Consider the following 23,744-nt stretch of genomic DNA (forward strand, 5'->3'; position numbering starts at 1 on the left):
TGCGGCGGCATTCTGCCCGCGCGGACACGCCGCCGGCGCATGGCCGGCGGCGCACTGCAGTCACCGGGGATATGTTGCCTAAGTGAAATGCGGAGCACATCATAACTCAGATGCGAATGATTCGCAATACGATTTAATGGAGGCTACTCCGGGTAGCCGGTGATCTCGGCGATCTCGCGGTACAGGGGCTGCAGCCGCGCATACATCTTCCGGTACACGCGCCGGTACAGCTGCTCGTAGGTCTGGCGATGCTCGGGATGCGGCTGGAACACCTTGCCCTTGCGCGTCATGGCCTGCACGGCGGCGGGAAAGTCCGCATGCCAGCCCAGGCCCACGCTGGCGGCGATGGCCGCGCCCAGGCCCGAGCTTTCATACACGTGGGCGCGCGCGGCCGGCAAGCCGAAGATGTCGGCCGTCAGCTGCATGGCGGCGTCGCTCTGCGAGCCGCCGCCGGCGATGCGCAGCTCCGTAATGGCGATGCCGCTGCGCCGCTCGATGCGCTCCTTGCCCTCGCGCAGCGCATAGGCAAGGCCTTCGAGGATGGCGCGGTAGATGTGGGCGCGCGTATGCACGTCGCCGAAGCCGATCATGGCGCCCTTCGCTTCCGGCCCCGGCACCTTGATGCCGGGACTCCAGTACGGCTGCAGCATCAGGCCCATGGAACCGGGCGGCACGGCGTCGACCAGGCGGTCGAACAGCGCCTCGGCGCACAAGCCCGTGCCGTCTTCGGCGGCCGCCGCCCGTTCGCGGTCGCCGAACTGCTCCTTGAACCAGTTGACCATCCAGTAGCCGCGGAAAATCTGCACTTCCGTGCTGTAGGCGCCCGGCATGGCGGCCGGATACGGCGGAATGAAGCGCGTCACTTCCACGTATTTCCGGTTGGTCGTGTTGATGGTGGCCGTGGTGCCGTAGCTCAGGCACGCCACGTGCGGCTCGACGCAGCCGGCGCCCAGCACCTCGCACGCCTTGTCGGCCGCCGCCGCCAGCAAGGGCGTGCCTTCAAGAATGCCCGTCGCCGCAGCGGCGGCGGCCGTGATGGCACCCATGCGCGTGCCCGGCGCTACCAGCTCGGGCAGCATGGTGCGGCGAATGGCCAGCGCCTGCCACTTCCAGTCCAGGCGCCCGGCCCAGGCATGCCGTTTGTAGTCGAAGGGGATGTACGCCACCTGCGATCCCGTCGAATCGATATACTTTCCGCACAGGCGGTAATTCAGGAAGCCCGACAGCAGCAGGAATTTGTGCGTGCGGTCCCAGATGTCGGGCTGGTGGGCGCGAATCCAGTTGATCTCGGCCTCGCGGCGGAAATAGCGGATCGTGCCATCGAGGCGCGTGGCGCGGAACAGGGCGCGCCACCACGGCGCCAGCCGGGGAATGTCGCGCGTATTGCGCTGGTCCAGCCAGGTGATCGCGGGACGCAAGGGCGCGCCATGTGCATCCACGTTGACCACCGTGCCCCGCTGCGTGGTGACGGCCACGCCGGCCACCGACGATTTTGCGATGTCCGTGCCGCGCCACAGCTGCTGGCACGCAGCGCACACGGCTTGCCAGTAGCCGTCCGCGTCGTGTTCGGCCCAGCCGGGGTGTTCGGAGTAATACGCTTCCAGGAAGACTTGCGCCTTGGCGGCCAGCTTGCCGTCCCGGTCGAACAGCAGCGCGCGCACGCTTTGCGTGCCATTGTCGATGGAAAGAATGTACGGGCCATCGCCCGCGACGGCGGTCATGGTTCAGGCCACGCTGGCCAGCGCTGCGCGCAGCGCCTGCAGCAGCGCCCGCGGATCCTTTTCCGGCCGGGCGCTGAACACGGGCGCTTCCCAGTCCTGGCCGCGCACGGCCACCACGCGCAGGCGCCCTGCTGCATTCCAGGCCGGATACCAGCCCACGTCGACGATGTCGCCGTTCGCGCACGTGATCTGCAGCAGGTCCTCGCCCAGGTCGTCGACAAGGGCAGCCACGGGCTGGCGCAAGTCCAGCGCCGACAGGCTGTCATAGGTGATGCGGGCGTTGCCCAGTTCCAGGGCCTCGCCAAACAGGGTGGTCTCGATGATGCTCTCCTCTTTTATATTTTTATGGTTGTTCAATCGTCCTGCGGCACGCTGTAATGGCGGCGCCACAGGGCCAGGTAGCGCTGCTGTTCCTCATCCCAGCGCGCATCGTCCCAGCCCAGCTCCGCCTGGCAAATGGCGCGCAGGCGCGGCATGATAGCAAGCGCGCCGCCGGCCAGCTGCAAACCGAGGCGCGTGCGCCGCAGCAGCAGGTCGTCCAGATGCTGCACATCCTCCCTGCGCGCGCCCCAGCGCAGCTGCGCCCACAGGGTCTGCGTGCCCGGCACCGGCGCCAGTTCGCCGTCCGGCGCCGCATCGCACAGGGCCTGCGCGTGTACGCCATGGCGTCCCAGCAGGCGTGCGCGCTGCTGCGCGTCGAGCAGCAAGGCCTTGCCCGACAGCGGCGGCACCGCGTCGAAGATGGGCAAGGGGCGCAAATCCGCCTGCCAGCCCGGCAGCAGCGGCGCCGCGCGGCGCAATGCGTCGAGGGCGATCACGCGGAAGGTCGTCAGCTTGCCGCCCGCCACCGTCAGCAAGCCGTTTTCCAGCCACAGCGCATGTTCGCGCCCTTCCTTCGACGGGTCAAGCCGGCCGCTGTCGATCACGGGGCGCACGCCGGAAAACGTGGCCAGCACATCCTCCACGCCCAGCGCCAGGCTGGGAAACTGCCAGCGCAGCGCGGCCAGCAGGTAATCGAGCTCGCCGCGCGTGATGGCGGCCTCGTTGTCCAGGGCGCCGGCGTGGTCCACGTCGGTGGTGCCCACCAGGGTCACGCCTTCCCACGGATAGGCGAAGACGGGGCGGCCATCGCGCGGATGCATCAGGCTGACGGCCTGCGCCAGCGGCAGGCGCCAGGCGGGCAGCAGCAGATGGCTGCCGCGCAGGGGCCGCAGTTTCGGCCGTTCGCCCACCTGCCCGCGCAAGCCGTCGGCCCACGCGCCCGTGGCGCTGATCACCAGGCGCGCGCGCACCGTCGGCTGACCGCCGCCGACGCCATCATGCAATACGGCGCCCGCCACGCGCTCCCCCTCGCGCAGCAGCGACGCCACGCCCAGGTAGTTGACGGCCACGCCGCCATGGCGCCGCGCTTCCTGCAGCACGCGCAGCACCAGGCGCGCATCGTCCGTCTTCGCGTCCTGGTACAGCATGCCGCCGCGCAGCCCCTCGCGGTTGACATGCGGCGCCAGCATGGCGAAATCGGCCGCATCGACATAACGCCGCGCGCGCCGGCCCGCCATCACGTCGTAGATGGCCAGGCCCAGCATGAACTGGCGCCGCCCCGGCTTCCTGCCCGCGTAGTCGCCAAAGGCAAAGCCCTGCGGCTCGACCAGCCCCGCCGCATCCGCCAGCAAGGCTTGCCGCTCGTGCACCGACTCGCGCGTCAGCGCGAACTGTCCCTGCTTGAGGTAGCGCAGGCCGCCGTGCACCAGCTTCGAGGAGCGGCTCGACGTGCCCCAGGCGAAATCGCGCTGTTCCACCAGCAGCGCCTTCAAGCCGCGCCGCGCCGCTTCCAGCAGGATGCCGGCGCCCGTGATGCCGCCGCCGACGACCAGCACATCCCACTCGCGCGCCAGCAGCGCGGGCAGCTCTTCGCGGCGCGGCGCCGGGGTCACAATCCTGTCCCCGCTTCAGGCAGCAGCTTACCGGGATTCATCATGCCCTGCGGGTCGAACTGGCGCAGCAGCGCGCGCATGGCGGCGATGCCCAGTTCTCCCTTTTCCGCGGCCAGCCACGGCGCATGGTCCGTGCCCACGCCGTGCTGATGGCTGATGGTGCCGCCGTTGGCGACGATGGCGGCGCCGGCCGCGTTTTTCAGGCTGCGCCAGCGCGCCATGTTTTCCTCGTAGGTGGGCGCCAGCCGGTACACATATGTCGTGTAGACGCTGGCGCCCTGCGCGTACACATGCGACAAGTGCGTGTACGCGTGCACCTGCTCGCCGTGCCGCGCCAGCGCACCGGCGCCCGCCTGCTCCAGCGCCGCCATCATGGGCGTGACGCGGGGCCAGTCGACGGCCGTTTCCACCGTGTCGATGACGTAACCGTGCTCCCAGGCGCCGTTGCGCAGGTAGACATTGCGAAAGCGTCCCTGCTTCCATTTGTCGCCCATGTGGCGCCCCACGTGCACGCCCCCATGGCGCCGCGCCAGCGCCAGGGCGGCGCGCAGGGCCGCCCGCGCCGGCTTTTCTTCCCCGCTGACGCCCACCATCAGCATGCACTTGCCGTCGCCGCAGCCGCGCAGGGACAGGTAGCGTTCCAGCCAGCCCACCAGCTTTTTGTGCCCGGCCAGGGTCAGCATGGTCTGCGTTTCCAGCCCGTTCGACAGGCGCAGCATGGACAGGGACAGGCGCGATTGCACCAGCGCACGCACGGCGGCCTGCGCCTGCTCCCAGCCGGCAAAGAACACGGCGTGGAACGCCTCGTACGGTGGCAGCGGCGAAATGCGCACGGTGGCCTGCGTCACGATGCCCAGCCGCCCTTCGGAACCGAGCACCATTTCGCGCAGGTCGATGCCGGCCGCCGAGGCGGGGAAGGTGGGGATGGCCAGGGTGCCGGCCGGCGTTTCCAGCACGCCGCCCGCGAACAGCTGCTCTATGCGGCCGTAGCGCAGGGACTGCTGGCCCGACGAGCGCGTGGCGATCCAGCCGCCCAGGGTGGAATACTCGAACGACTGCGGATAGTGGCCCAGGGTGTAGCCGTGCGCGCGCAGCTGCGCTTCCAGGTCGGGACCGTACACGCCCGCGCCGAACGTGGCCAGCTGCGCCTCGCGGTCCAGGTGGGCCAGCGCGCACAGGTGCGTGAGGTCGAGCGACAGCACGGGGCGCGGCCCCGGCGCCACCGTCAGATGCCCCGCCACGCTGGTGCCGCCGCCGCGCGGAATCACGGCCACGCATGCCTGGCGTGCAAACTCGAGCAGCTGGCGCACCTGCTGCGCGCTGTCCGGAAAAGCGACGCCGTCGGGAACACAGCCGACGCGGCCATGGCGCAGCTTGAACCAGTCAGGCAGGCTTTGACCCAGCGCATGGCGCACGCGCGTGGCCGGCGTCGTATCGATCAAGGGATGCGGCGCCAGTCGCGAGGCGGGCACCTGCGCGCAGGCGTCGTCAAAGCTGGCGTCCACGATGGCACTGCCCGGCCCCAGCCGCGCGCGCAGGAACGCCAGCGCATCTTCGCCCAGCACATGCACGATGCTCTCCTCACCCCAGCCATTCCAGCGTTGCATCGACATCCCCTCGTATTGGCCCAGTTGCGCGCCACGGCGGCTTGCTATACTGTGTTTTCCTGATCTCTTGCCTGATCAACAGCATATGCCGCCACGCGCCACGGGTATTGGTTTTTCATGACAAACGCATTGTTCCATCATGACAGCACTGACAGCCGCCACGCGGAAGGCCGGGTCGCCATCGCCTACCTGCAGCCCTTGCTGGAGGCGGCCGAAGCGCACGGCATCGGTGCCGCCGCCCTGGCCCGCGCGGCCGGCATGGCGCCGCACGACCTGGACGGGCCGTCGGCCACGGTGGCCGCGCGCGATTACGTGCGCCTGCTCGACGCGGGCGCCCAGCTGGCGGGCGACGCGCATTTCGGCCTGCACGTGGGCCAGCGCGTGCGCATGGGCACGTACAGCGCCTATGGCTTGATTTTGCTCAGTTGCAAGGACGTGGGCCAGGCGCTGGAACAGACGGCCCGCTATGAACGGCTGGCGCACGACCTGGGCCGCTCCACCCTGCAGCGCGACGGCGCCGTGGCCCACTACCGCTGGAGCAGCCACTATCCGGCAGCGAGCCGGCACCTGGTCGACAGCGTCTTTGCCGGCGTCAAGGTGTGCGGCGACTGGCTGGCCGGCATGCCCCTGCCGCCGGCCAGCCTGGCGTTCACGCACGACGGCGGCGGCGAAGCACTGCTGCGCCACGCGGCGCACCGCGACGAATACGTGCGCGTGCTGGGCAGCCTGCCCGCGTTCAACGCCCCCGCCAACACGGCCACCTTCGACGCGCAGCTGCTGGACTGGCCCGTGCCGAACGCCGACGTCAGCCTGTATGCCGTGCTGTGCCAGCATGCGGAACAATTGCTGGCGCAGCGGCAGACGGCTGCGGGCGCGGCGGCCGGCATCGACGCCCAGGTGCACGCGGCCATCGTGGCGGGCTTGCGCCACGGTTCGGCCAGGCTGTCCAGCATCGCCGCCGCGCTGGCCGTCACGCCGCGCACCCTGCAGCGCAAGCTGGCCGACGCGGGCACCAGTTTCCAGGCCCTGCTGGACCAGGCCCGCTATGGCCTGGCGCGCGATTATCTGCGCCAGCCGGGCCTGTCGCTGGTCGACATCGCCTTCCTGCTGGGCTACCAGGAACAGAGCGCCTTCAACCACGCATTCCGCACCTGGGCCGGCACCAATCCCGGTGCCTGGCGCCTGCAGGAAATGCAGGCCGGGCAAGCGGGCTGACAGGCGTGCGCGCGACATGCCGCGGGCGTTTTCTCGCTATACTGGCATAGTCACGCATCGCACGATCACTCCAACCCGCAACGCAAAGGATTAATATGCAACTCCAAGACAAAGTCGCACTGATTACCGGCGCCGCCAGTGGTATCGGCAAGGAAATAGCTATTGAATACGCGAAACAAGGCGCCAAGGTCGTCATCGCCGACCTGGCCCTGGACGCGGCCAACAAGACGGCCGAGGAAATCAGGCAGTCGGGCGGCCAGGCATTTGCCGTCGCCATGGACGTCACCAGCGAAGAGCAGGTCGACAAGGGCGTGGCCGATGCGGCCGCCCACTTCGGCGGCATCGACGTGCTGATCAGCAACGCCGGCATCCAGATCATCAGCCCCGTCGTCGACTATCCGTTCGAACAGTGGAAAAAGATGCTGGCCATTCACCTGGACGGCGCCTTCCTCACCACGCGCGCCTGCATGCGCGAAATGATCAAGGCGGGCCGCGGCGGCGCCATCATCTACATGGGTTCCGTGCACTCGCACGAAGGCTCGCCGTTCAAGAGCGCGTATGTCGCCGCCAAGCATGGCTTGCTGGGCCTGGCCAAGGTGGTGGCCAAGGAAGGCGCGAAAGACCGCATCCGTGCCAACGTCATCTGCCCCGGCTTCGTGCGCACGCCGCTGGTCGACAAGCAAATCCCCGAGCAGGCGGCCCAGCTGAAGATCAGCGAAGAAGACGTGATCAAGAAAGTGATGCTGAAAGACACCATCGACGGCGAATTCACCACCACGCAAGACGTGGCGCAAACGGCCATCTTCCTGGCCGCCTTCCCGTCGAACGCCCTGAGCGGCCAGTCCATCGTCGTCAGCCACGGCTGGTTCATGCAGTAATAGTGACGCCCGCACCGGCGGCGCGGCGCCCTGCGCGGCCTGCCATGCGGGCCGTGCTGCGGCACGGCTGCGCGTCGCGGCGACACATCGCGGCCGCCCGCCATGATGCGGGCGGGCGTTGCCGCGTCGGCGTCTCCCCCTTCCTGCGCCTTTCCCGAAAGAATTCCCAATTGCAAGACAACACTTACCGCCACCCGCGCGCGGGCTGGCCGGGGCGCCTGCTAGCCGCGCTCGCCAACTGCACGCGCTTTGCCGCCGTGCGCCAGGCCATCCTGTCCCGCCTGCCCTTCCTGCCCCTGCACAGCGACGTGCGCGACGTCGTCTACGTGAGCTGGCTGGTGGACGCCCAGGCCGCACAGCAATTGCTGCCCGCCGGCGTGTCTCTGTGGCAGCGCGACGGCAAGACGCCATTCACCGTGCTGACCTACCGCCACGGGCACTTCGGCCCCGCCCTGCCGGGGCCGAAGTGCCGTCTGCTGCCCTCGCCCCTGCAAAGCAACTGGCGCCTGTACCTGGACCACACGCCGCCGGGCGCGCCGGACGTGCCCTGCGTATATTTCCTGAAGAACATCATGGATAGCCTGCCCCATGCGCTGGGCACGCGCCTGTTCAGCGACATCCTGCCCACGCACCTGGCCGATGGCATGACCCTGGACGTGTCCGCCACGCAGGCACGCTGCAGCATTGCACCCGGCGCCGGCAGCGCCCCCGCGCTGGATATCCAGGCGGCGTTTGCCGCAAGCCAGGCGCTCGATGCCGATTGGCAGCCGCTGTTCGGCAACTGGCGCGATGCCGTCGCCTTCCTCGCCTGCCAGGATGCGGCCATCGCCCCCGTGCCGCGCAACGGCAAGCTGGTCTTTGGCGAAATCCACTTGCCCGTTGATCTGGATCAAGTGCAAGCGTTGGCGACCTTGCATGCCGACTGCGGCTTGCTGGCGCACTTGCCGCCCGTCTCCCCGCCGTTCGCCTTTCTCGTGCCGAAAGTACCCTTCAAGGCGTTGTCAGAGCGCCTGCTGTAGCGCGGCGGCGTTCCGGCGCGCGCACGGTGCCGGCCGGGGCCGCCTGGCCGCCGCGCCGCCGTTCCAGCTTGAACAGGGCCATGGCCTGCTCCAGCTGCAAGGCCTGGTCTTGCAGCGAGGCGGAGGCGGCCGCCGATTCCTCCACCAGGGCCGCGTTCTGCTGCGTCACTTCATCCATCTGCGTGACGGCCCGGTTGACCTGGCCGATGCCGTGGCTTTGCTCCCGCGAGGCGGAGGCGATCTCTTCCATGATGCCGTGCACGCCCTGCACGGCGCCCAGCATCTCGGCGCTGCTGGCGCCGGCCTGCTGCGCCAGCTTCGCGCCCTCCTGCACCTGCGCCAGCGAGGCCGTGATCAGCTGCTTGATTTCCGTGGCGGCCGACGCGCTGCGCTGGGCCAGGCTGCGCACTTCGCCCGCCACGACGGCAAAGCCCCGCCCCTGGTCGCCCGCGCGCGCCGCTTCCACGGCCGCGTTCAGGGCCAGGATATTCGTCTGGAAAGCGATGCCTTCGATGATGCCCGTAATGTCGCCGATCTTCTGCGATGACGCGTTAATTTCCCCCATCATCGTCACCACCTGGCCGACGATCTCGCCGCCCCGTCCCGCCAGGCCATGCACCTTGCCCGCCATGTCGCTTGCCTGCACGGCGTTGCCGCTGTTCTGCTGCACCGTCGCGGCCAGCTGTTCCATGCTCGACGCCGTCTGCTGCAGGGCCGAAGCCTGCGCTTCCGTGCGGCCCGACAAGTCCATATTGCCGGCGGCGATTTCCTGGCTGGCCATGCTGATGCGCAGGAAATTGCCGCGCACGTCGCCGACGATGGAATGCAGGTTCACGCGCAGCTGGCGCAAGGAACGCAGCAGCTGCCCCATCTCGTCGCGCCGCGTGGTGTCGAGTTCGCCCGTCAGGTCGCCGCCCGCCATCACGTCGCAGGCCTGGCGTGCCTGCTGCAGCGGCTGCAGCACGGCGCGGTGCAGGCTGTGCCAGAAATACACGGTCGTGCACACGGCCAGCAGGGACAGGCCCGTCAGCCAGCCGTGGACCGCGGCCGGCAGCACGCCCCCATTCCACGCCAGCTGCAGCAGCAGGACGGCCGTCAGCAAGCCCAGGTTCCAGCCGATGCGCTTACCTAACGGCAAATCTCGCAAGCCGAGCAATTTCGCCGTCCAGCCCGTGCGCACGGCGGCGCCCTGGCGGATGGCCACGCCGTCCGCCTGCCCCGCCTGGATGCGCGCATACAGGGCCGCCGCCTGCGCCACCTGCTGGCGCGTGGGCTTGGTGCGCACGGACATGTAGCCGACGGCCACGCCATCCTCGACCACGGGGGTGACGTTGGCCAGTACCCAGTAGTAATCGCCGTTCTTGCAGCGGTTCTTCACCATGCCGCTCCACGAACGCCCCGAGCGGATGGTGGCCCAGAAATCGGCGAACGCTTCCACCGGCATGTCCGGGTGGCGCAGGATGTTCTGCGGCGCGCCGATCAGCTCTTCCGCGCTGTAGCCGCTGACGGCGATGAAATACGGGTTCGCATACGTGATATTGCCTTGCAAGTCGGTAGTCGAGACGATGGTCTCGCTATCGCTCAGTGTGATCTCGGTATCGCTGACGGGAAGATTGAGTCGCATGGTCGGATCCTTGGCTGTAGCCCGTGCGGACACGGGAAGCGGGCAAAGGCGGGACGGCAGGAAGCCGGCGCCAGTCTGCACCGATAGCTTTATTTTAGTATTGAATTGATAATTCAATTCGGCAATTTTTACTGGCGAAATTGCCTTGTGAATCTGCAAATGTTGCAGATGGCGGCGCGGCCGCAGGGGAAGGGAGAAAGCGGGACCGGAACAGCGTGACTGTCCCGGTGGCAAGCAGCGAGGCGTTTAACGGGGCACGTAGCGCCAGCCTGCGCTTTCCAGCTTGAACGTGAGTTCCGTCTTGATGCCGTCAGGGCGGCTCGGCACGCTCAGTTCCGTGTCGCACACGAGGTAGCCCGTCTGGCGCTTGACTTCGCACTCGTTGATGGCCTTGACCTGCATGGTCGTCTGCGCTTCCTGCATCTGCACGTCCTTGGCCGCTTCCGGATCGCGCGCCACTTCTTCCCTGGCCCACGCGCGTATCATGGCTTGCGCCTCGGCCGGCGACGGTCCGGCAAATTTCGCGTGCTTGCGCTCGACGCCGACCCACGTGCCATTCTCGCTGCGCAGCGGGAGCACGGCAAAGCCGTCGCGCATGCCGGCGCTCATGCCCACCAGGCACACAACTTCACCGGGCACTTCCAGCGAGTCCTGGCAGCCCTGCACGCTGGTGACCTTGACGGCGATCGGCACGGATGACCGGGTACTCGCCTGGGTCTTGGCCACGCCCGCCTGCACGGCGGCGTGGATCTGCTCCAGGGTGGGCATGCTGGCCGCATGGGCTGGCAAGGTGGCGAACAGGGTGGCGGCGGTCAGGGCGAAGGAAGTCAGGCGCATGGAAAAATTAATGTCAGTGTAGAAAGACCGGCAGTCTAGCACTTTGCATAAAAACAGCTGTTTCTCTAGGGACGTCGCGCCGGTACGGGCTGCGGCACGGCGCCGTGCCCCACCAACTGGCACTGCCGGCCGGCTAACCGGCGGTCAACTCCCGCAGCAGGCGCGTCTTTATTGCTATGATGTCGGCCTGCCGGCGGTACAGCCGGCCACGTCAATACCATATCGATAACGTCGTCATAAGATCGGGAGTTTGAATGAGTTTACGTCTGCTGCTCTTGGGAGCATTCAGTGCCGCCATGGCCACCACCGCCGCCGTGCCGGCCCTGGCCGCGCCGCGCGGTTTCACCGTCGAAGACATGGTGGCCATGGAACGGGTCGGCCACCCCGTGCTGTCGCCGGACGCCACGCGCGTCGTCTACACGGTGCGCACCACCAATCTGGACAAGAACCGCGGCAACACGCAGCTGTGGATGATCGACCTGCGCGCGCCGAACGCGGCGCCGCGCCAGCTCACGCGCGGCGACGCCAGCGCCGGCGATCCGCAATGGTCGCCGAACGGCGACGCCATCTACTTCCTGTCCAGCCGCTCCGGCTCCTCGCAAGTGTGGCAGCTGCCCCTGAACGGCGGCGAAGCAGCCAAGGTCACCGACCTGCCGCTGGACGTGGACACCTACCGCCTGTCGCCGCAGGGCGACCGCCTCGCCTTCAGCATGGGCGTCTACCTCGATTGCGCCGACCTCGCCTGCACGAAGAAGCGCCTCGACGAGAAGGCGAAGAACAAGGCCTCCGGCATGGTCTACGACCAGATGTTCGTGCGCCACTGGGATACCTGGGCCGACGGCCGCCGCAACGCGCTGTACTCGGCGCCCATCGACGCGGCGGGCAAGGTCAGCGCCGCCCCCGTCAGCCTGAGCGGCACCCTCGACGGCGACGCGCCATCCAAGCCCTTCGGCGACAACAGCGAATACAACTTCAGCCCGGACGGCAAGACGGTGGCCTTCTCCGTGCGCGTGGCCGGCCGCGCGGAATCGTGGTCGACCAACTTCGACGTGTACACGATCCCTGCCGCCGGCGGCCAGGCGCCGCGCAACCTCACGGCCGACAATCCGGCATGGGATGCGAAAGCCGCCTATTCCCCCGATGGCCGCACCCTGGCCTATGTCGCCATGACCAAGCCCGGTTTTGAAGCGGACCGCTTCCACCTGGTCCTGATGGACGTCGCCACGGGCAAGAAGCGCACCGTCGCCGACGACTGGGACCGCTCCGTGGCCGACTTCCGCTGGACGCCGGACGGCAAGGCCTTCCTCGTCGCCGCCGATGACGTGGGCCAGCACCGCCTGTTCCACATCGATGCCGCCAGCGGCAAGGTCACGGCCCTGACGGGCAAGGGCGCCGTGGGCGAATTCGACGTGCGCGGCAATACCATCGTGCTGGCGCAGGCCAATCTGGCCTCGGGCGCGCAGCTGTACGCGCGCAAGCTCGATGCCAAATCGGAAACGGCGCCGATGCAGCAGCTGACGAAGCAGAATGCGGCAGCGCTGGCCGACGTGCGTTTCGGCGAATATGAACAGTTCTCGTTTGCGGGCGCCGATGGCGAAACCGTCTACGGCCACGTCATGAAGCCATGGAATGCCAAGGCCGGCGAAAAGTATCCGATCGCCTTCCTCGTGCATGGCGGCCCGCAGGGCAGCTTTGGCAACAGCTGGAGCTACCGCTGGAATCCGCAGGTGTATGCGGGCGCCGGCTACGCCACCGTCTTCATCGACTTCCACGGCTCGACCGGCTACGGCCAGAAGTTCACGGATGCCATCAGCGGCGACTGGGGCGGCAAGCCATTGATCGACCTGCAAAAGGGCCTGGAAGCGGCCACCAAGAAGTTCCCATGGCTGGACCGCGAACGCAGCTGCGCGCTGGGCGCGTCCTACGGCGGCTACATGATGAACTGGATCGCCGGTAACTGGCCGGACGGCTTCAAGTGCCTGGTCAACCACGACGGCGTGTTCGACAACCGCGGCATGGCCTACGCCACGGAAGAACTGTGGTTCACCGAGTGGGAAAACGGCGGCACCTACTACGACGCACCGGCCAAGTACGAGCAGTTCAATCCCGTGAACTTCGTGAAGAACTGGAAGACGCCGATGCTGGTGGTACAGGGCGACCTGGACTTCCGCATCCCCACCGCGCAAGGCCTGGGCACCTTCACGGCGCTGCAGCGCCGCGGCATCCCGAGCAAGCTGCTGGTCTTCCCGGACGAAAACCACTGGGTGCTGAAGCCGGCGAACTCGCTGCTGTGGCATCACACGGTGCTCGACTGGTTGAATACCTATACGAAGAAGTAAACCCAAGCGAAAGGGCTGGGGTCGGACCCTCAGGGGTTAAAAAAGCCGCGCGGTGCATCCAGCACCGCGCGGCTTTTTGTCTTGCAGGTCGGATTAGCGGTGCGCAGCGCCGCGTAATCCGACACAACAGCACATCAATACGTATTGAGCGCCTTGGCGAACTTCACGATCCACAAGCGGCTCGGGCGTTCACGGTCGTCGCCGCGCGCCACGCGGATGGTATTGCCAGCGGTGCAGCCGGGAGCGCTGCTCGTGACGATGGCACCGTTCGCGTCGACCGTGCACTTGGTCACGTCGGCGTCGGCCACTTCCACGCCGTTCGCGTCGAAGACCTTGGTTTTCATGCCGAAGTCGTTGTCGTTGGCCAGCGCGATGGTGAAGTCGTCGACGAGGGTCAGGCCCTCCGCCTTTTCCGCCGCCCAGCCGATGGCGTTCAAGTCCAGCAGCAGGGTTTTCTTCAGGGGAGTGACAGCCGCCCAGTCGGCGCCATTGACGGCCGCGCCGCCCATGCTGCTCTTTTCCAGGTCGGAGGTGGTGGCGTTGAAGGCGGCGGCGGCGATGTCCGTGGCGCCCTTCAATTCGACCAGCATCAGCTTGTTGAACACCTTGCCCGACGGCGCGGCGCCCTGCTCGATGACGAGGAACTTGCCGCCGCCCAGCGCCACCATGTCGCCCAGCTTGGCGTTGCCCGTGCGGCCATCCTGGTAGTCGGCGGCATTGAGCGGATACGCATACATCTTGCCGCTGGTGCCCGTCACCGGGTCGAACTCGATCCAGCGCGTGAAGCGGGCAAAGCGCTCGACCTGCTCGGCCTTCTTCGTCACCGAATACATGGCCGTGCCGTCGCTCAAGGGGCTTTGCAGGAAGGCGTACAGCTTGTCGTTGCTGGCATCGAGCGTCATGCCTTCCATGCCGCGGTTCGCGCGGCGCTTGGCGAACAGCGCCGGCAAGCCCTTGCCCGGCTCATACTTGGCCTGGATGACGCCCGTGGCCGCGTCGAGCTTGACGATGAAGGGGCCGTATTCGTCGGACACCCACAGCGCATTGCGCTTGGCATCGACGACGATGGCTTCCGAGTCGAGGCCGCCCGCATTGAAGACGGCCTTGCTGGCGGCGTCGAACTTCATCGCATCCATGACGGGAATCTCGGCCGAATTGCCCACCGCGCCCACGGGCACGGGCAAGCCCGAGCTGTTCACCGTGGCCGACACCTTGATCGGCGTCGACGACGTCAGGATGGCACCGCCCTTGCCGACCGTGATCACGCCAAACGAGGGGGTAAAGCTGGGCGACGGGAAGATCTTGCTGCCGATGGTGCCCTTGCCCGATGGATCGGGCACCAGCGGTCCGTCGCCGTTCGGGCCGCGGTCCGTCAAGCCGTAGAATTCCAGGTCGCCGGCCGCGTTCTTGCCCTTGTAGGCCAGGCCCGAGCCGTACGACGGCAGGAAGCCGTTCGGGAACTCGCCCTTGATTTTCGCGTTGGCGCCTTCGTACGGCACGTAGAATTTATCGGCCGCCTGGATCTGGTAGCGCGTCACCGTGACCTTCACTTCGCCCACGGGATTGGCCTGCGTCAGCGCCTCGTTGACGGGCGCGCCGATTTTCGACGCCAGCGTGTCCTCGAAATGCTCGCGCACGAGGGCGCGGCGCTCCGCGTCGACGCTGCGGGCGGCAAATTTTGCGCCCAGTCCCGCCAGGTGCCCGGCCAGCGCCGTGTTGAAGACGGCAGGAGCCACGTTGAAATCGAGGGATTTGCCCGCCAGCGCGGCCTTCACGTCGGCCGTGATGCGGATGCCGTTCGACGGATCGCTGTCATCGTCGAGCAATTGCAGCGCCATCAGGCGGTTGACGACCTTGTCGTCCTGCACATTGGCCGTGGCCGCGAGCGCCAGCGGCGTGATCAGGGCGCCGCACTGCGACGTGCCCAGGGCCAGGCCGCCCACGCTGAAGGTCACCGTATCGCCGGGCATGCAGGTGAATTCGCCCTTGGCGTTGGTGCTGGCCTTGGCCGCGCTGCCGGCCACGTAATCGAGACCTTCCACCGCGCCGTCGAGGAAGACGCCCGTCAGCGCCACCGGCTTGGCCGGCTCGCTGTTGCTGTCGCTGCCGCCACAGGCAGCCAGGCTCAATCCGGCGGCAATGGCCAGTACGGTCAATTTCGGGATCGGTTTCAAGACACGGTTCATCAGCTTCCTCGGATTGGGGGATCAAAGGCGAGGAGTGTATCTGGCAAAAGTGACAAGCGCGTTACAATTGAACAATTAGTTGCAAATAGGCAACATAGATCAAGTATTTGGAAAATGGGGGGCAGAATGTGTTATTGAGGCAACATCCAGGCGTTCCGGGCCGCCGATGCCGCCAAAGCGGCCGTCGGCCTGGCGCCGGAATTGTTTCGGCGTGACGCCCTTCACCTGCAGGAAGCGGCGGTTGAAATTGGCCACGTTCTGGAAACCCACGTCGTAGCACACGTTCGACACGTACTGGTCGGTATCCATCAGCAGCTGGCACGCCTTGTTGATGCGCAGGCGGCTGATGAAATCCGTGAAACTGTTGCCCGTCGCCTTGCGGAAGAAGCGCGAGAATTTACTCAGCGACATGCCCACCTGCTCGGCCAGCATTTCCGCCGAAATCGGCTCGCGGTAATTGTCCGTGATGTAGTTGAGGACGGAATTCACCTTGGCCAGCGTGGCATCGTCATCGTACGAGCGCAGGGAGGCGCTCGACAGCAGGCGGTAATTGGCCGTGCGCGCCAGCTTGCACATCAGCTGGACGAATTCGGCGAAACGCTCGGCGCCATGCGTGGCGCGGATGCGCGCCAGGTGCTGCTCCGCCTCCTGTCCCATCCCGAAAAACTCCACGCCGTAGCTGGAGCGCTCGAGCAGCGGCAGCAGCTCGCGCAGTTCGGGAATGACGCGCGCGGCGCCCGCCAGCGGCGCGTGGGCGAACTGCACGATCATGTCGCGCAGGGCCACGCCCCCTTCGGGCATCACGTTGGAAATCCAGTTGTGCGGCAGGCGCGGGCCCGTCAGCACCAGGTGGCCGGGCGAGAATTCGCCGATATAGTCGCCCACGAACAGGCGCCCGCTGGTGGCGACGATCAGGTGCAGCTCGTATTCCTCGTGGCAGTGCCAGCGCACGCGCGAGCTGGGATAGCCGTGTTCCAGGTAGTTGATGATGCCATCGTAGCTTTCGCGCTCCAGTTCGGGCGCCTTGCGCTCGCTGTCACGGTAGCCGTTCTGCCATGTGTGTTCCATGCTCGTCTCTCTGCGGCTGTCTCCTGCCTTTGCCTGCCAATGTACCTCAAAAAAGCGTCATGCGCCAAAGCGGCCCAGCGCCTGCTGGCGGAATTCCTTCGGCGTCATGCCTTTCAATTCCAGGAAGCGCCGGTTGAAATTGGCCACGTTGTTGAATCCCGCCTCGTAGCAGATGTTGCTGACGTAGCGCTCCGTCTCCATCAGCAGCTGGCATGCCTTGTTGATGCGCAGGCGGTTGACGAAGTCCGTGAAGCTGTTGCCCGTGGCGCTGCGGAAGAAGCGCGAAAACGTCCGCTCCGGCATGTCCACCTGCTCGGCCAGCTGCTTCAGCGAGAACTGGCTGCTGTAATTGTGCACGATGTAGTTGATGGCCGAACTGATGCGCGCCAGGGCCACGTCGTCGTCGCTCGACTGCATCGGCACCGTCGACAGCAACTGGTAGTCGCTGGTCTGCGCCAGCTCGCCCAGCAGGGTCAGGAACTCGATGAAGCGCGGCAGGCCGCTGCTGTCGCGGATGCGCTGGAAGCGCCGCAGCGACTGCTCGCTCACGCCAAAGAACTCCACGCCATGCAAGGCGCGCTGCAGCAGCGGGAAAATCCCCTTCAGTTCCGGGATGACGGCCGCCATCGACGCCAGCGGCGGATGCGAAAACTGGATCACCATGTCGCGCAGGGCCACGCCCTCGGGCGGCGTATCGAGCGAGACCCAGTTGTGCGGCACGCGCGGCCCCGTCAGCACCAGGTGGCCGGGCGTGAACTGGCCGATATAGTCGCCGACAAACACCTTGCCGCTGCTCTCGACGATCAGGTGCAGCTCGTACTCGTCGTGGTAATGCCAGCGCACCAGCGAATTGGGAAAGCCGTGCTCCAGGTAGCGGATGAAGCCGAAACTGCCTTTCGGCTCGAAGCCGGGCGTGGCGTCGCGCTGCTGCTCGTGCTCCATCTGCGGCAGGGAAGAATCGGCTTTGCGTTGCATGGCCCGCCCTCCCCGTCAGGCCACGACCTGTTCGAGCGCGGCGCGCGCCCCCAGTTCATACAGGCTGGCCAGCGAGCTGCCCACCGCCTGCGTGAAGGCGGGCGTGTCGCTCAAGTCGCCGAACAGCTGGCGCAGCGACAGCAGCGCCGTGGCATCCGCGCCGCCGTGCAGCGCCAGCTCGCGCAGGCGCGCCGCGTACGGATCGCTCAAAGGCATCTCGCGCCCCCGCTCGTCGTGGCCTTCCAGGTAGCGGAACCAGCACGCCACCGTGAAGGCCAGCAGCGTGATGGCGCCGCCCCGCGCCAGCGCTTCGCGCACGGACGGCAGGATGAATTTCGGGATGCGCGCCGAGCCTTCCGTGCCGATGCGCGCCAGCTGGTCGCGCACGGCCGGATTCGAGAAGCGCTCGATCAGCGTATCCTTGTACTGCGCCAGGTCGATGCCTTCCACGGTATCGAGCAGCGGCGTGACCTCGTCATCCATCATGCGCCGCACGAGCGCGCGGATGCCGGCATCGCCCATCGCTTCGTGCGCGAACGTGTAGCCCAGCTGCATGCCAATGTAGCACAGGGCCTGGTGGCTGGCATTGAGCAGGCGCAGCTTCATCTTTTCATACGGCAGCACGTCATGCGTCATCTGCGCGCCCACTTTCTCCCAGGCGGGCCGCCCCTGCGGGAACTCATCCTCGATGACCCACTGGCGGAACGGCTCGCACACGACGGGCCAGGCGTCGACGATGCCGAAGCTGTCGCGCACGAGCGCCCGGTGTTCGTCCGTGGTGGCGGGCGTGATGCGGTCGACCATGCTGTTGGGGAAGCTGCAATGCGTGGCCAGCCAGCGCGCCAGTTCCAGGTCGCGCAAGGCGACAAAGGCCAGCAGCATCTTGCGCGTGACGTCGCCATTGTTTTGCAGGTTATCGCAGGACATGATGGTAAATGGCGCCAGTCCCCGCTCGTGGCGCAGGGCCAGGGCGGCGGCCAGGTAGCCGAACGAGCAGCGCGGCGCCTGCGGATGCGCCAGTTCGTAGGCGATGTCGGGATGATCCGCGTCAAACTCGCCCGTGCCCTGATTGACGTAGTAGCCGCCTTCCGTGATCGTCAGCGAGACGATGCGCGTGCCTGCATCGGCCAGCTTTTCCAGCACGGCCTGCGGGTCGTCGGGGGCATACAGGTATTCGCCGATGCAGCCGACGATGCGCGCGGCATCTCCGGCCGCGCTGCGCTCGACGACCGTGTACAAGCCGTCCTGCGCCCGCATGGCGTCGCGCATGGCCGCATCATGTTCCAGCAAGCCCACGCCGCAATAGCCCCATTGCTGCTGCCCCGGCAAGGCCAGCAGGTCATCGAGATACACGGCCTGGTGGGCGCGGTAGAAGCCGCCCACGCCGATGTGCACGATGCTGGGCACGAGAGTCTCGCGCGCATACGCGGGCACGGCGACGCTGGCCGGCAGCTGCGCCAGGGTCCCCTGTTTCAGTGCGATGGCGGCCATTACAGCGCTCCTTTCGCCGCCGCGCAGGTCTTGCCGGCGCGGTCGAAATAATGCACGAAGCCCGGCTCGAACGTCAGGTGCGTCTGCTGGCCCGGCTGCAGGCTGCTGCGCTCCGCCCCCCGCGACACCACCTGCACATTGTTCGGCAGGCGCACATAGGTGAGGGTTTCCACGCCCAGCGACTCGACCAGGTCGACGGTGACGGGCACGCTGCCCGGCTGCGCCGCCCCCAGGTGCACGTGTTCGGGACGGATGCCGACAAAGCCATCCCCCTGCGCCGCGCTGCCCGCCTGCGCCAGCAGCTGCGGCGCCGCGTCGGCGGGCACCACGTTCATGCTGGGCGTGCCGATGAACTGCGCGACGAAGCGGTTGGCGGGACGGTCATACAGCTCCAGGGGCGAACCATGCTGCTCGATCTGCCCGTCGCGCAGCACCACCACGCGGTCGGCCAGGGTCATGGCCTCCACCTGGTCGTGCGTGACATAGATGGTGGTGGCGCCCAGCTCGCGGTGCAGCTTGGCGATCTCGATGCGCGTCTGCACGCGCAGGGCCGCATCGAGGTTCGACAGCGGTTCATCGAACAAAAACACTTTCGGGTCGCGCACGATGGCGCGGCCGATGGCCACGCGCTGGCGCTGGCCGCCCGACAGCTCCTCCGGCGTGCGTTCCAGGTATTTTCCCAGGTCGAGGATGGCGGCCGCCTTGTCCACCTTTTCGCGGATGACAGCCGGATCGACGCCCGCCAGTTTCAGGGCGAACGACATGTTCTGGAACACCGTCATGTGCGGATACAGCGCGTACGACTGGAACACCATCGCCAGGTCGCGCTTGGACGACGGCACGTTGGTGATGTCGCGCCCGTCGAGCGACAGCTTGCCGCCGTCGATGGGCTCCAGGCCCGCGATCAGGCGCAGCAGGGTTGATTTTCCGCAACCCGACGGCCCCACGAAGACGACGAACTCGCCCTGCCGGATCTCCAGGTCGATGCCCTTGATGGCGCGGTGCTCGCCAAAGAATTTCTCGATATTGCTCAGTTGAAGGTAAGCCATGATAGTCTCATTTCTAATGTGTTTTCGATGCTTCCAGAAACCGTAGCGAGCGGTTCAAGTTCGGTTTGAGTAGCGGCGCTGTGCGCATGCACAGTGAGCAACGGAGAGCCGACATTGGGCCGCGCAGCAGGTTGATGGAGGCATCATTTACTTGACTGCGCCAAAGGTCATACCCTGGACTAACTGCTTCTGGCAGAACCAGCCCAGCGCCATGATGGGCGCGATGGCCATCAGCGACGCGGCCGACAATTTGGCCCAGAACAAGCCTTCCGGGCTCGAATACGAGGCGATCAGCCAGGCCAGGGTGCCCGCGTTGGAGGCGCCCAGGTTCAGCGACCAGAACGATTCATTCCACGACCACACCATGCACACGAGGGCCGTGGAGGCGATGCCGCCCACGGACAGGGGCAGCACGACGTGGCGGAACTCATCCCACACGGTGGCGCCATCCATGCGCGACGCTTCGAGGATTTCGCGCGGCAGCTCCTTCATGCTCGTGTACAGCAGCCAGATCATGATGGGCAAATTCATCAGTATGAACATGATGGTCAGGCCGACGCGCGTGTCGAGCAGGCCGAAGTACTGGTAGCAGATATAGATGGGCATCAGGGCGCCCACGCCGGGCATGTAGCGCGAACTGAGCATGAACTTCAGCAAGCCGATGGTGCCGCCCGTGGGAAAGAAGGCCATGGAATACGCGGCCGGGATGGCGATCAACAGGCCGATGGCCGTCGAGACGACGCTGGTAAACAGCGAGTTCCACGCGTAGCCGAAGTAATTGTCGCGCGCCAGCACTTCGCGGAAGCTGTCGAGTGTGGGCGTGAAGAACAGCAGCGGCGGCGTGGAAATGGCCTGCCCTTCCGTCTTGAAGGCCATCAGGCCCAGCCAGAAGATGGGGAAGAACAGCAGCAGCGCGCACAGCCAGGCGGCGGCCGTGCGGCTATACAGATGAAGTTTGCTATGCATCAAGGTCTCCTTATTTCGACAGGTTCTTGCCGATGACGCGCATCAGGAAGAAGGCGGCGATGTTGGCGATGAGCACGGCGAACAGGGCGCCGGCCGAGGCCGCTCCCACGTCATACGACAGCAGTGCCTGCTGATAGATCATGAAGGTGATGGTGGTCGTGTCGAAACCGGGACCGCCGCCCGTGGTGGTAAAGATTTCCGCAAAGATCGACAGCAAAAAGATCATCTCGATCATCAGTACCACCGAGACGGCGCGGCCCAGGTGGGGAATGTAGAGGTAGCGCAGCTGCTGCACGTAGGTGGCGCCATCCATGCGGGCCGCTTCCAGCTGCTCGCGGTCCATCGATTGCAGGGCCGTCATGAAGATCAGGCAGGCAAACGGCAGCCATTGCCAGGAGACCATCATGATGATGGAAAACAAAGGGTGGGTCGACAGCCAGTCGACGGGCGTGGCGCCAAAGAAGATGCTGATCTGCGCGAACAAGCCGTAGATCGGGTTGAGCAGCATGTTTTTCCACATCAGGGCGTTGACGGCCGGCATGACGAGGAAAGGCGAGATCAGCAGCACGCGCACGATGGCGCGCCCGGGGAACGCTTCGTTGATCAGCAATCCCAGCGCCGTGCCCAGCACGACTGTCACCAGCATGACGGAAAACAGCAGGGTAAACGTGTTCTGCAATGCAGGCAGGAACGAGGCATCCGTAAAGAAAAAGTGGAAGTTGGCCAGGCCATGGAAAGGATGGCCGCTCGGATCGAGCATGGAATAGCGCACGAACGAGTAATACAGGGTGATCAGCAGCGGGATCACGGAAATGACGGAGACGGCAACGACGGCCGGCGTCAGCAAAGTCCGGGGGATAATGCGTTTCATAATGTTCTCTTGGGACAGGTGAACCGATAACCCGCAAAGCTAAAGTACCGGGGTCGGACCCTTAGGGGGAACGCGTCTCAATGGGATGCATTCCGATCCGAAGGACCGACCCCAGATTTATGCCGTTGGGGTACGCAAACTAGGCAGCAGGCTTACTTGTAGTACCCGCCCTTGCGCATTTCCCGCTCGGCCGTCTGCTGCGACAGTTCCAGCGCCTGCTCCACCGTCACCTTGCCCAGCAGCGCTGCCGCCATCTGCTGGCCGGCGGCCACGCCGATTACCTGGAACTCGGGGATCGAGGCGAATTGCACGCCCACGTAAGGCGATGGCAGCATGGTGCTCTGCACGGCGCGCGTGGTGGACAGGGCCTTGCCTTCGGCGGCTGCGAATTTCGCCACTTTCTGGAACTCGGGACTCGCATAGGTCGACTTGCGCGTGCCCGTCGGCACGTTGGCCCAGCTCGTTTCCTTGGCCACCAGTTTCACGTAGTCGGGCGAGGTGGCCCAGTTGATGAAGCGCTGCGCCTCGTTCGGGTGCTTGGAGCTCGACGGGATGGCCAGCGACCAGATCCACAGCCAGTTGGCGCCCCGCTCCGTCACGCCCACGGGCGACTGGGCGAACGCCACCTTGTCGGCCACCTTGCTCTGCTTGGGGTCCGTGATGAAGGAGGCGGCGATCGTCGCATCGATCCAGATGCCGCACTTGCCCTGGTTGAACAGCGCCAGGTTTTCATTGAAGCTGTTGGCGGCCGCGCCCGGCGGGCCGTATTTCTTCATCAGGTCCACATACATGGTGACGGCGTCTTTCCACGGCTTGCTCGTGAATTGCGGCTTCCACTGCATGTCGAACAGCTGGCCGCCGTAGGAATTGGCCATGGTGGTGATGAGGGCCATGTTGTCGCCCCAGCCCGGCTTGCCGCGCAGGCAGATGCCGTACACGCCGTTGGCCGGGTCGTGCAGCTTGGCGGCCACATCGCGCAGCTGGTTCCACGTGGGGCGGTCCTCGATGCTCATGCCGGCTTTTTTGACCAGGTCGCTGCGGTACATGATCATCGAGCTTTCGCCGTAGAACGGCGACGCGTACAGCTTGCCGTCGCCGGACAGGCCTTCGCGGATGGCGGGCAGCAGGTCGTCGATGTCGTACTTGGCATCCGGCTTGATGGGAATCAGCCAGTTTTTCTTGCCCCAGATGGGGGTTTCATACAGGCCGATGGTCATCACGTCGAACTGGCCGCCCTTGGTGGCGATATCGGTCGTCATGCGCTGGCGCAGGACGCCCTCTTCCAGGGTCACCCACTTGAGCTTGATGTCGGGATTGGCTTGCTCGAAAAACTTGCTGAGCTTTTGCATTTCGATCATGTGACCGTTGTTGACGGTGGCGATGACGAGGTCGGTTGCGGCCCAGGCGGACGAGGCGAAGCAGAAGGCGCCGGCGCACAGCGCGGCAATGGCGGTACGTTTCATTGTGTGTCTCCAGTGTTTTTTGTCGTTGGCAATGCTCAGGTACTTAGCACCACGACCACAATGTAGCACCGGACTTTGATACTTTCTGATACTCCGAAACCGCAATTCGATACTCTTTTGCAGGCCCGCTATGCGCAAGAGTATCGACATGAGGCAAAAACAACACTCTGAAAGAAAGTATCGCGACTTGCTCATTTTGTATCAGGCTGGTTAAAAAAGCGCTGCTAGACTTGGTTTTCGGCATTAGACCGTGCGCGGTGGCGACCTCAGACGCCGCCGCTACCACCTACATCCTTCTGGAGACCGCATGAACCGCACAGCATTGAAAACCTTGCCCGCCCTGCTCCTGGCCATCGCCAGCGCTTCCGCCCTTGCCGACCCCATGTACCCATCCGATGCCGAAGGTTTCCACGGCTACCTGCGCGCCGGCGCCGGCAGCAATACCTCGGGCGATGGCGGCTCGCAAGGCTGCTTCGGCCTGGGCGGCAATACCATGAAATA

At 66.0% G+C, this 23,744-nt stretch carries 18 protein-coding genes and 1 pseudogene; 5 read left to right on the top strand and 14 right to left on the bottom strand.

Translation table 11 applies throughout. From position 1 onward, the window contains the following. Positions 1–143: 143 nt before the first annotated feature. The 4 genes from EBS11_RS13590 to EBS11_RS13605 are packed head-to-tail and all read right to left on the bottom strand — an operon-like array spanning position 144 to position 5,262. Positions 144–1,721, bottom strand: a complete 1,578-nt coding sequence (locus EBS11_RS13590; protein ID WP_290603472.1) for an FGGY-family carbohydrate kinase — start codon at positions 1,719–1,721, stop codon at positions 144–146. A gap of 3 nt (positions 1,722–1,724) precedes the next feature. Further along, the gene (locus EBS11_RS13595; RefSeq protein ID WP_290603473.1) at positions 1,725–2,078 is read right to left on the bottom strand and encodes a hypothetical protein; all 354 of its coding nucleotides are present in this window, start codon (positions 2,076–2,078) and stop codon (positions 1,725–1,727) included. Further along, complete coding sequence (locus EBS11_RS13600; protein WP_290603474.1) at positions 2,075–3,655, bottom strand: glycerol-3-phosphate dehydrogenase/oxidase; 1,581 nt, start codon at positions 3,653–3,655, stop codon at positions 2,075–2,077. Before EBS11_RS13600 ends, EBS11_RS13595 begins: the two co-directional genes overlap by 4 nt. Continuing rightward, the gene (locus EBS11_RS13605) at positions 3,652–5,262 is read right to left on the bottom strand and encodes an FAD-binding oxidoreductase (RefSeq protein ID WP_290603475.1); all 1,611 of its coding nucleotides are present in this window, start codon (positions 5,260–5,262) and stop codon (positions 3,652–3,654) included. Before EBS11_RS13605 ends, EBS11_RS13600 begins: the two co-directional genes overlap by 4 nt. A gap of 117 nt (positions 5,263–5,379) precedes the next feature. Here EBS11_RS13605 and EBS11_RS13610 point away from each other — a divergent pair, with 117 nt between their 5' ends. From EBS11_RS13610 to EBS11_RS13620, 3 genes are all read left to right on the top strand, one after another. After that, positions 5,380–6,477, top strand: a complete 1,098-nt coding sequence (locus EBS11_RS13610) for an AraC family transcriptional regulator (protein WP_290603476.1) — start codon at positions 5,380–5,382, stop codon at positions 6,475–6,477. A gap of 95 nt (positions 6,478–6,572) precedes the next feature. Further along, positions 6,573–7,355, top strand: coding sequence for a 3-hydroxybutyrate dehydrogenase (locus EBS11_RS13615; protein ID WP_290603477.1), 783 nt, complete (start codon positions 6,573–6,575; stop codon positions 7,353–7,355). A 170-nt stretch (positions 7,356–7,525) separates the two neighbouring features. Next, entirely contained in the window at positions 7,526–8,374 is an 849-nt protein-coding gene (locus EBS11_RS13620) for a DUF2071 domain-containing protein (RefSeq protein WP_290603478.1), read from the top strand. Here EBS11_RS13620 and EBS11_RS13625 read toward each other — a convergent pair. Beyond that, the gene (locus tag EBS11_RS13625; protein WP_290603479.1) at positions 8,346–9,998 is read right to left on the bottom strand and encodes a PAS domain-containing methyl-accepting chemotaxis protein; all 1,653 of its coding nucleotides are present in this window, start codon (positions 9,996–9,998) and stop codon (positions 8,346–8,348) included. The genes EBS11_RS13620 and EBS11_RS13625 overlap by 29 nt on opposite strands. Positions 9,999–10,244: 246 nt before the next feature. Continuing rightward, complete coding sequence (locus EBS11_RS13630; protein WP_290603480.1) at positions 10,245–10,835, bottom strand: hypothetical protein; 591 nt, start codon at positions 10,833–10,835, stop codon at positions 10,245–10,247. Between the two features lie 296 nt (positions 10,836–11,131). Between EBS11_RS13630 and EBS11_RS13635 the strand changes: the two genes are divergently transcribed. Further along, positions 11,132–13,174, top strand: coding sequence for a S9 family peptidase (locus EBS11_RS13635; protein WP_290603491.1), 2,043 nt, complete (start codon positions 11,132–11,134; stop codon positions 13,172–13,174). A 134-nt stretch (positions 13,175–13,308) separates the two neighbouring features. On the opposite strand, the gene EBS11_RS13640 is transcribed toward EBS11_RS13635, so the two are convergent. From EBS11_RS13640 to EBS11_RS13675, 8 genes are all read right to left on the bottom strand, one after another. Further along, positions 13,309–15,360, bottom strand: coding sequence for an esterase-like activity of phytase family protein (locus EBS11_RS13640; protein WP_290603481.1), 2,052 nt, complete (start codon positions 15,358–15,360; stop codon positions 13,309–13,311). 99 nt (positions 15,361–15,459) lie between these two features. Then, positions 15,460–16,428, bottom strand: a complete 969-nt coding sequence (locus EBS11_RS13645) for an AraC family transcriptional regulator (RefSeq protein WP_290603482.1) — start codon at positions 16,426–16,428, stop codon at positions 15,460–15,462. 57 nt (positions 16,429–16,485) lie between these two features. Continuing rightward, positions 16,486–17,403: an AraC family transcriptional regulator gene (locus EBS11_RS13650; protein WP_290603483.1), complete on the bottom strand. Its 918-nt coding sequence runs from the start codon at positions 17,401–17,403 to the stop codon at positions 16,486–16,488. Between the two features lie 15 nt (positions 17,404–17,418). Further along, positions 17,419–18,894, bottom strand: coding sequence for a mannitol dehydrogenase family protein (locus tag EBS11_RS13655; protein ID WP_290603484.1), 1,476 nt, complete (start codon positions 18,892–18,894; stop codon positions 17,419–17,421). Further along, on the bottom strand, positions 18,894–19,943 hold the full coding sequence (locus EBS11_RS13660) for an ABC transporter ATP-binding protein (RefSeq protein ID WP_290603485.1): 1,050 nt from the start codon (positions 19,941–19,943) through the stop codon (positions 18,894–18,896). The genes EBS11_RS13655 and EBS11_RS13660 overlap by 1 nt, the downstream gene beginning before the upstream one ends. A 147-nt stretch (positions 19,944–20,090) precedes the next feature. Next, on the bottom strand, positions 20,091–20,909 hold the full coding sequence (locus EBS11_RS13665; protein WP_290603486.1) for a carbohydrate ABC transporter permease: 819 nt from the start codon (positions 20,907–20,909) through the stop codon (positions 20,091–20,093). A gap of 10 nt (positions 20,910–20,919) precedes the next feature. Beyond that, entirely contained in the window at positions 20,920–21,780 is an 861-nt protein-coding gene (locus EBS11_RS13670) for a sugar ABC transporter permease (protein WP_290603487.1), read from the bottom strand. A gap of 152 nt (positions 21,781–21,932) precedes the next feature. After that, positions 21,933–23,243, bottom strand: a complete 1,311-nt coding sequence (locus tag EBS11_RS13675; protein WP_290603488.1) for a sugar ABC transporter substrate-binding protein — start codon at positions 23,241–23,243, stop codon at positions 21,933–21,935. Positions 23,244–23,550: 307 nt separating this feature from the next. Here EBS11_RS13675 and EBS11_RS13680 point away from each other — a divergent pair. After that, positions 23,551–23,744 (top strand): annotated as a pseudogene (locus EBS11_RS13680) (carbohydrate porin); the annotation flags it as partial.

This window comes from Janthinobacterium sp. (assembly GCF_009923995.1).
GTDB lineage: Bacteria > Pseudomonadota > Gammaproteobacteria > Burkholderiales > Burkholderiaceae_D > Janthinobacterium.

What these genes read in the sequence shown, in the direction of transcription:
- EBS11_RS13610 (WP_290603476.1), top strand. Translation starts at nt 5,380, where the DNA reads ATGACAAACGCATTGTTCCATCATGACAGCACTGACAGCCGCCACGCG.
- EBS11_RS13630 (WP_290603480.1), bottom strand. Translation starts at nt 10,835, where the DNA reads ATGCGCCTGACTTCCTTCGCCCTGACCGCCGCCACCCTGTTCGCCACC.
- EBS11_RS13665 (WP_290603486.1), bottom strand. Translation starts at nt 20,909, where the DNA reads ATGCATAGCAAACTTCATCTGTATAGCCGCACGGCCGCCGCCTGGCTG.
- EBS11_RS13660 (WP_290603485.1), bottom strand. Translation starts at nt 19,943, where the DNA reads ATGGCTTACCTTCAACTGAGCAATATCGAGAAATTCTTTGGCGAGCAC.
- EBS11_RS13675 (WP_290603488.1), bottom strand. Translation starts at nt 23,243, where the DNA reads ATGAAACGTACCGCCATTGCCGCGCTGTGCGCCGGCGCCTTCTGCTTC.
- EBS11_RS13590 (WP_290603472.1), bottom strand. Translation starts at nt 1,721, where the DNA reads ATGACCGCCGTCGCGGGCGATGGCCCGTACATTCTTTCCATCGACAAT.
- EBS11_RS13640 (WP_290603481.1), bottom strand. Translation starts at nt 15,360, where the DNA reads ATGAACCGTGTCTTGAAACCGATCCCGAAATTGACCGTACTGGCCATT.
- EBS11_RS13645 (WP_290603482.1), bottom strand. Translation starts at nt 16,428, where the DNA reads ATGGAACACACATGGCAGAACGGCTACCGTGACAGCGAGCGCAAGGCG.
- EBS11_RS13670 (WP_290603487.1), bottom strand. Translation starts at nt 21,780, where the DNA reads ATGAAACGCATTATCCCCCGGACTTTGCTGACGCCGGCCGTCGTTGCC.
- EBS11_RS13605 (WP_290603475.1), bottom strand. Translation starts at nt 5,262, where the DNA reads ATGCAACGCTGGAATGGCTGGGGTGAGGAGAGCATCGTGCATGTGCTG.
- EBS11_RS13625 (WP_290603479.1), bottom strand. Translation starts at nt 9,998, where the DNA reads ATGCGACTCAATCTTCCCGTCAGCGATACCGAGATCACACTGAGCGAT.
- EBS11_RS13650 (WP_290603483.1), bottom strand. Translation starts at nt 17,403, where the DNA reads ATGCAACGCAAAGCCGATTCTTCCCTGCCGCAGATGGAGCACGAGCAG.
- EBS11_RS13635 (WP_290603491.1), top strand. Translation starts at nt 11,132, where the DNA reads ATGGCCACCACCGCCGCCGTGCCGGCCCTGGCCGCGCCGCGCGGTTTC.
- EBS11_RS13615 (WP_290603477.1), top strand. Translation starts at nt 6,573, where the DNA reads ATGCAACTCCAAGACAAAGTCGCACTGATTACCGGCGCCGCCAGTGGT.
- EBS11_RS13655 (WP_290603484.1), bottom strand. Translation starts at nt 18,894, where the DNA reads ATGGCCGCCATCGCACTGAAACAGGGGACCCTGGCGCAGCTGCCGGCC.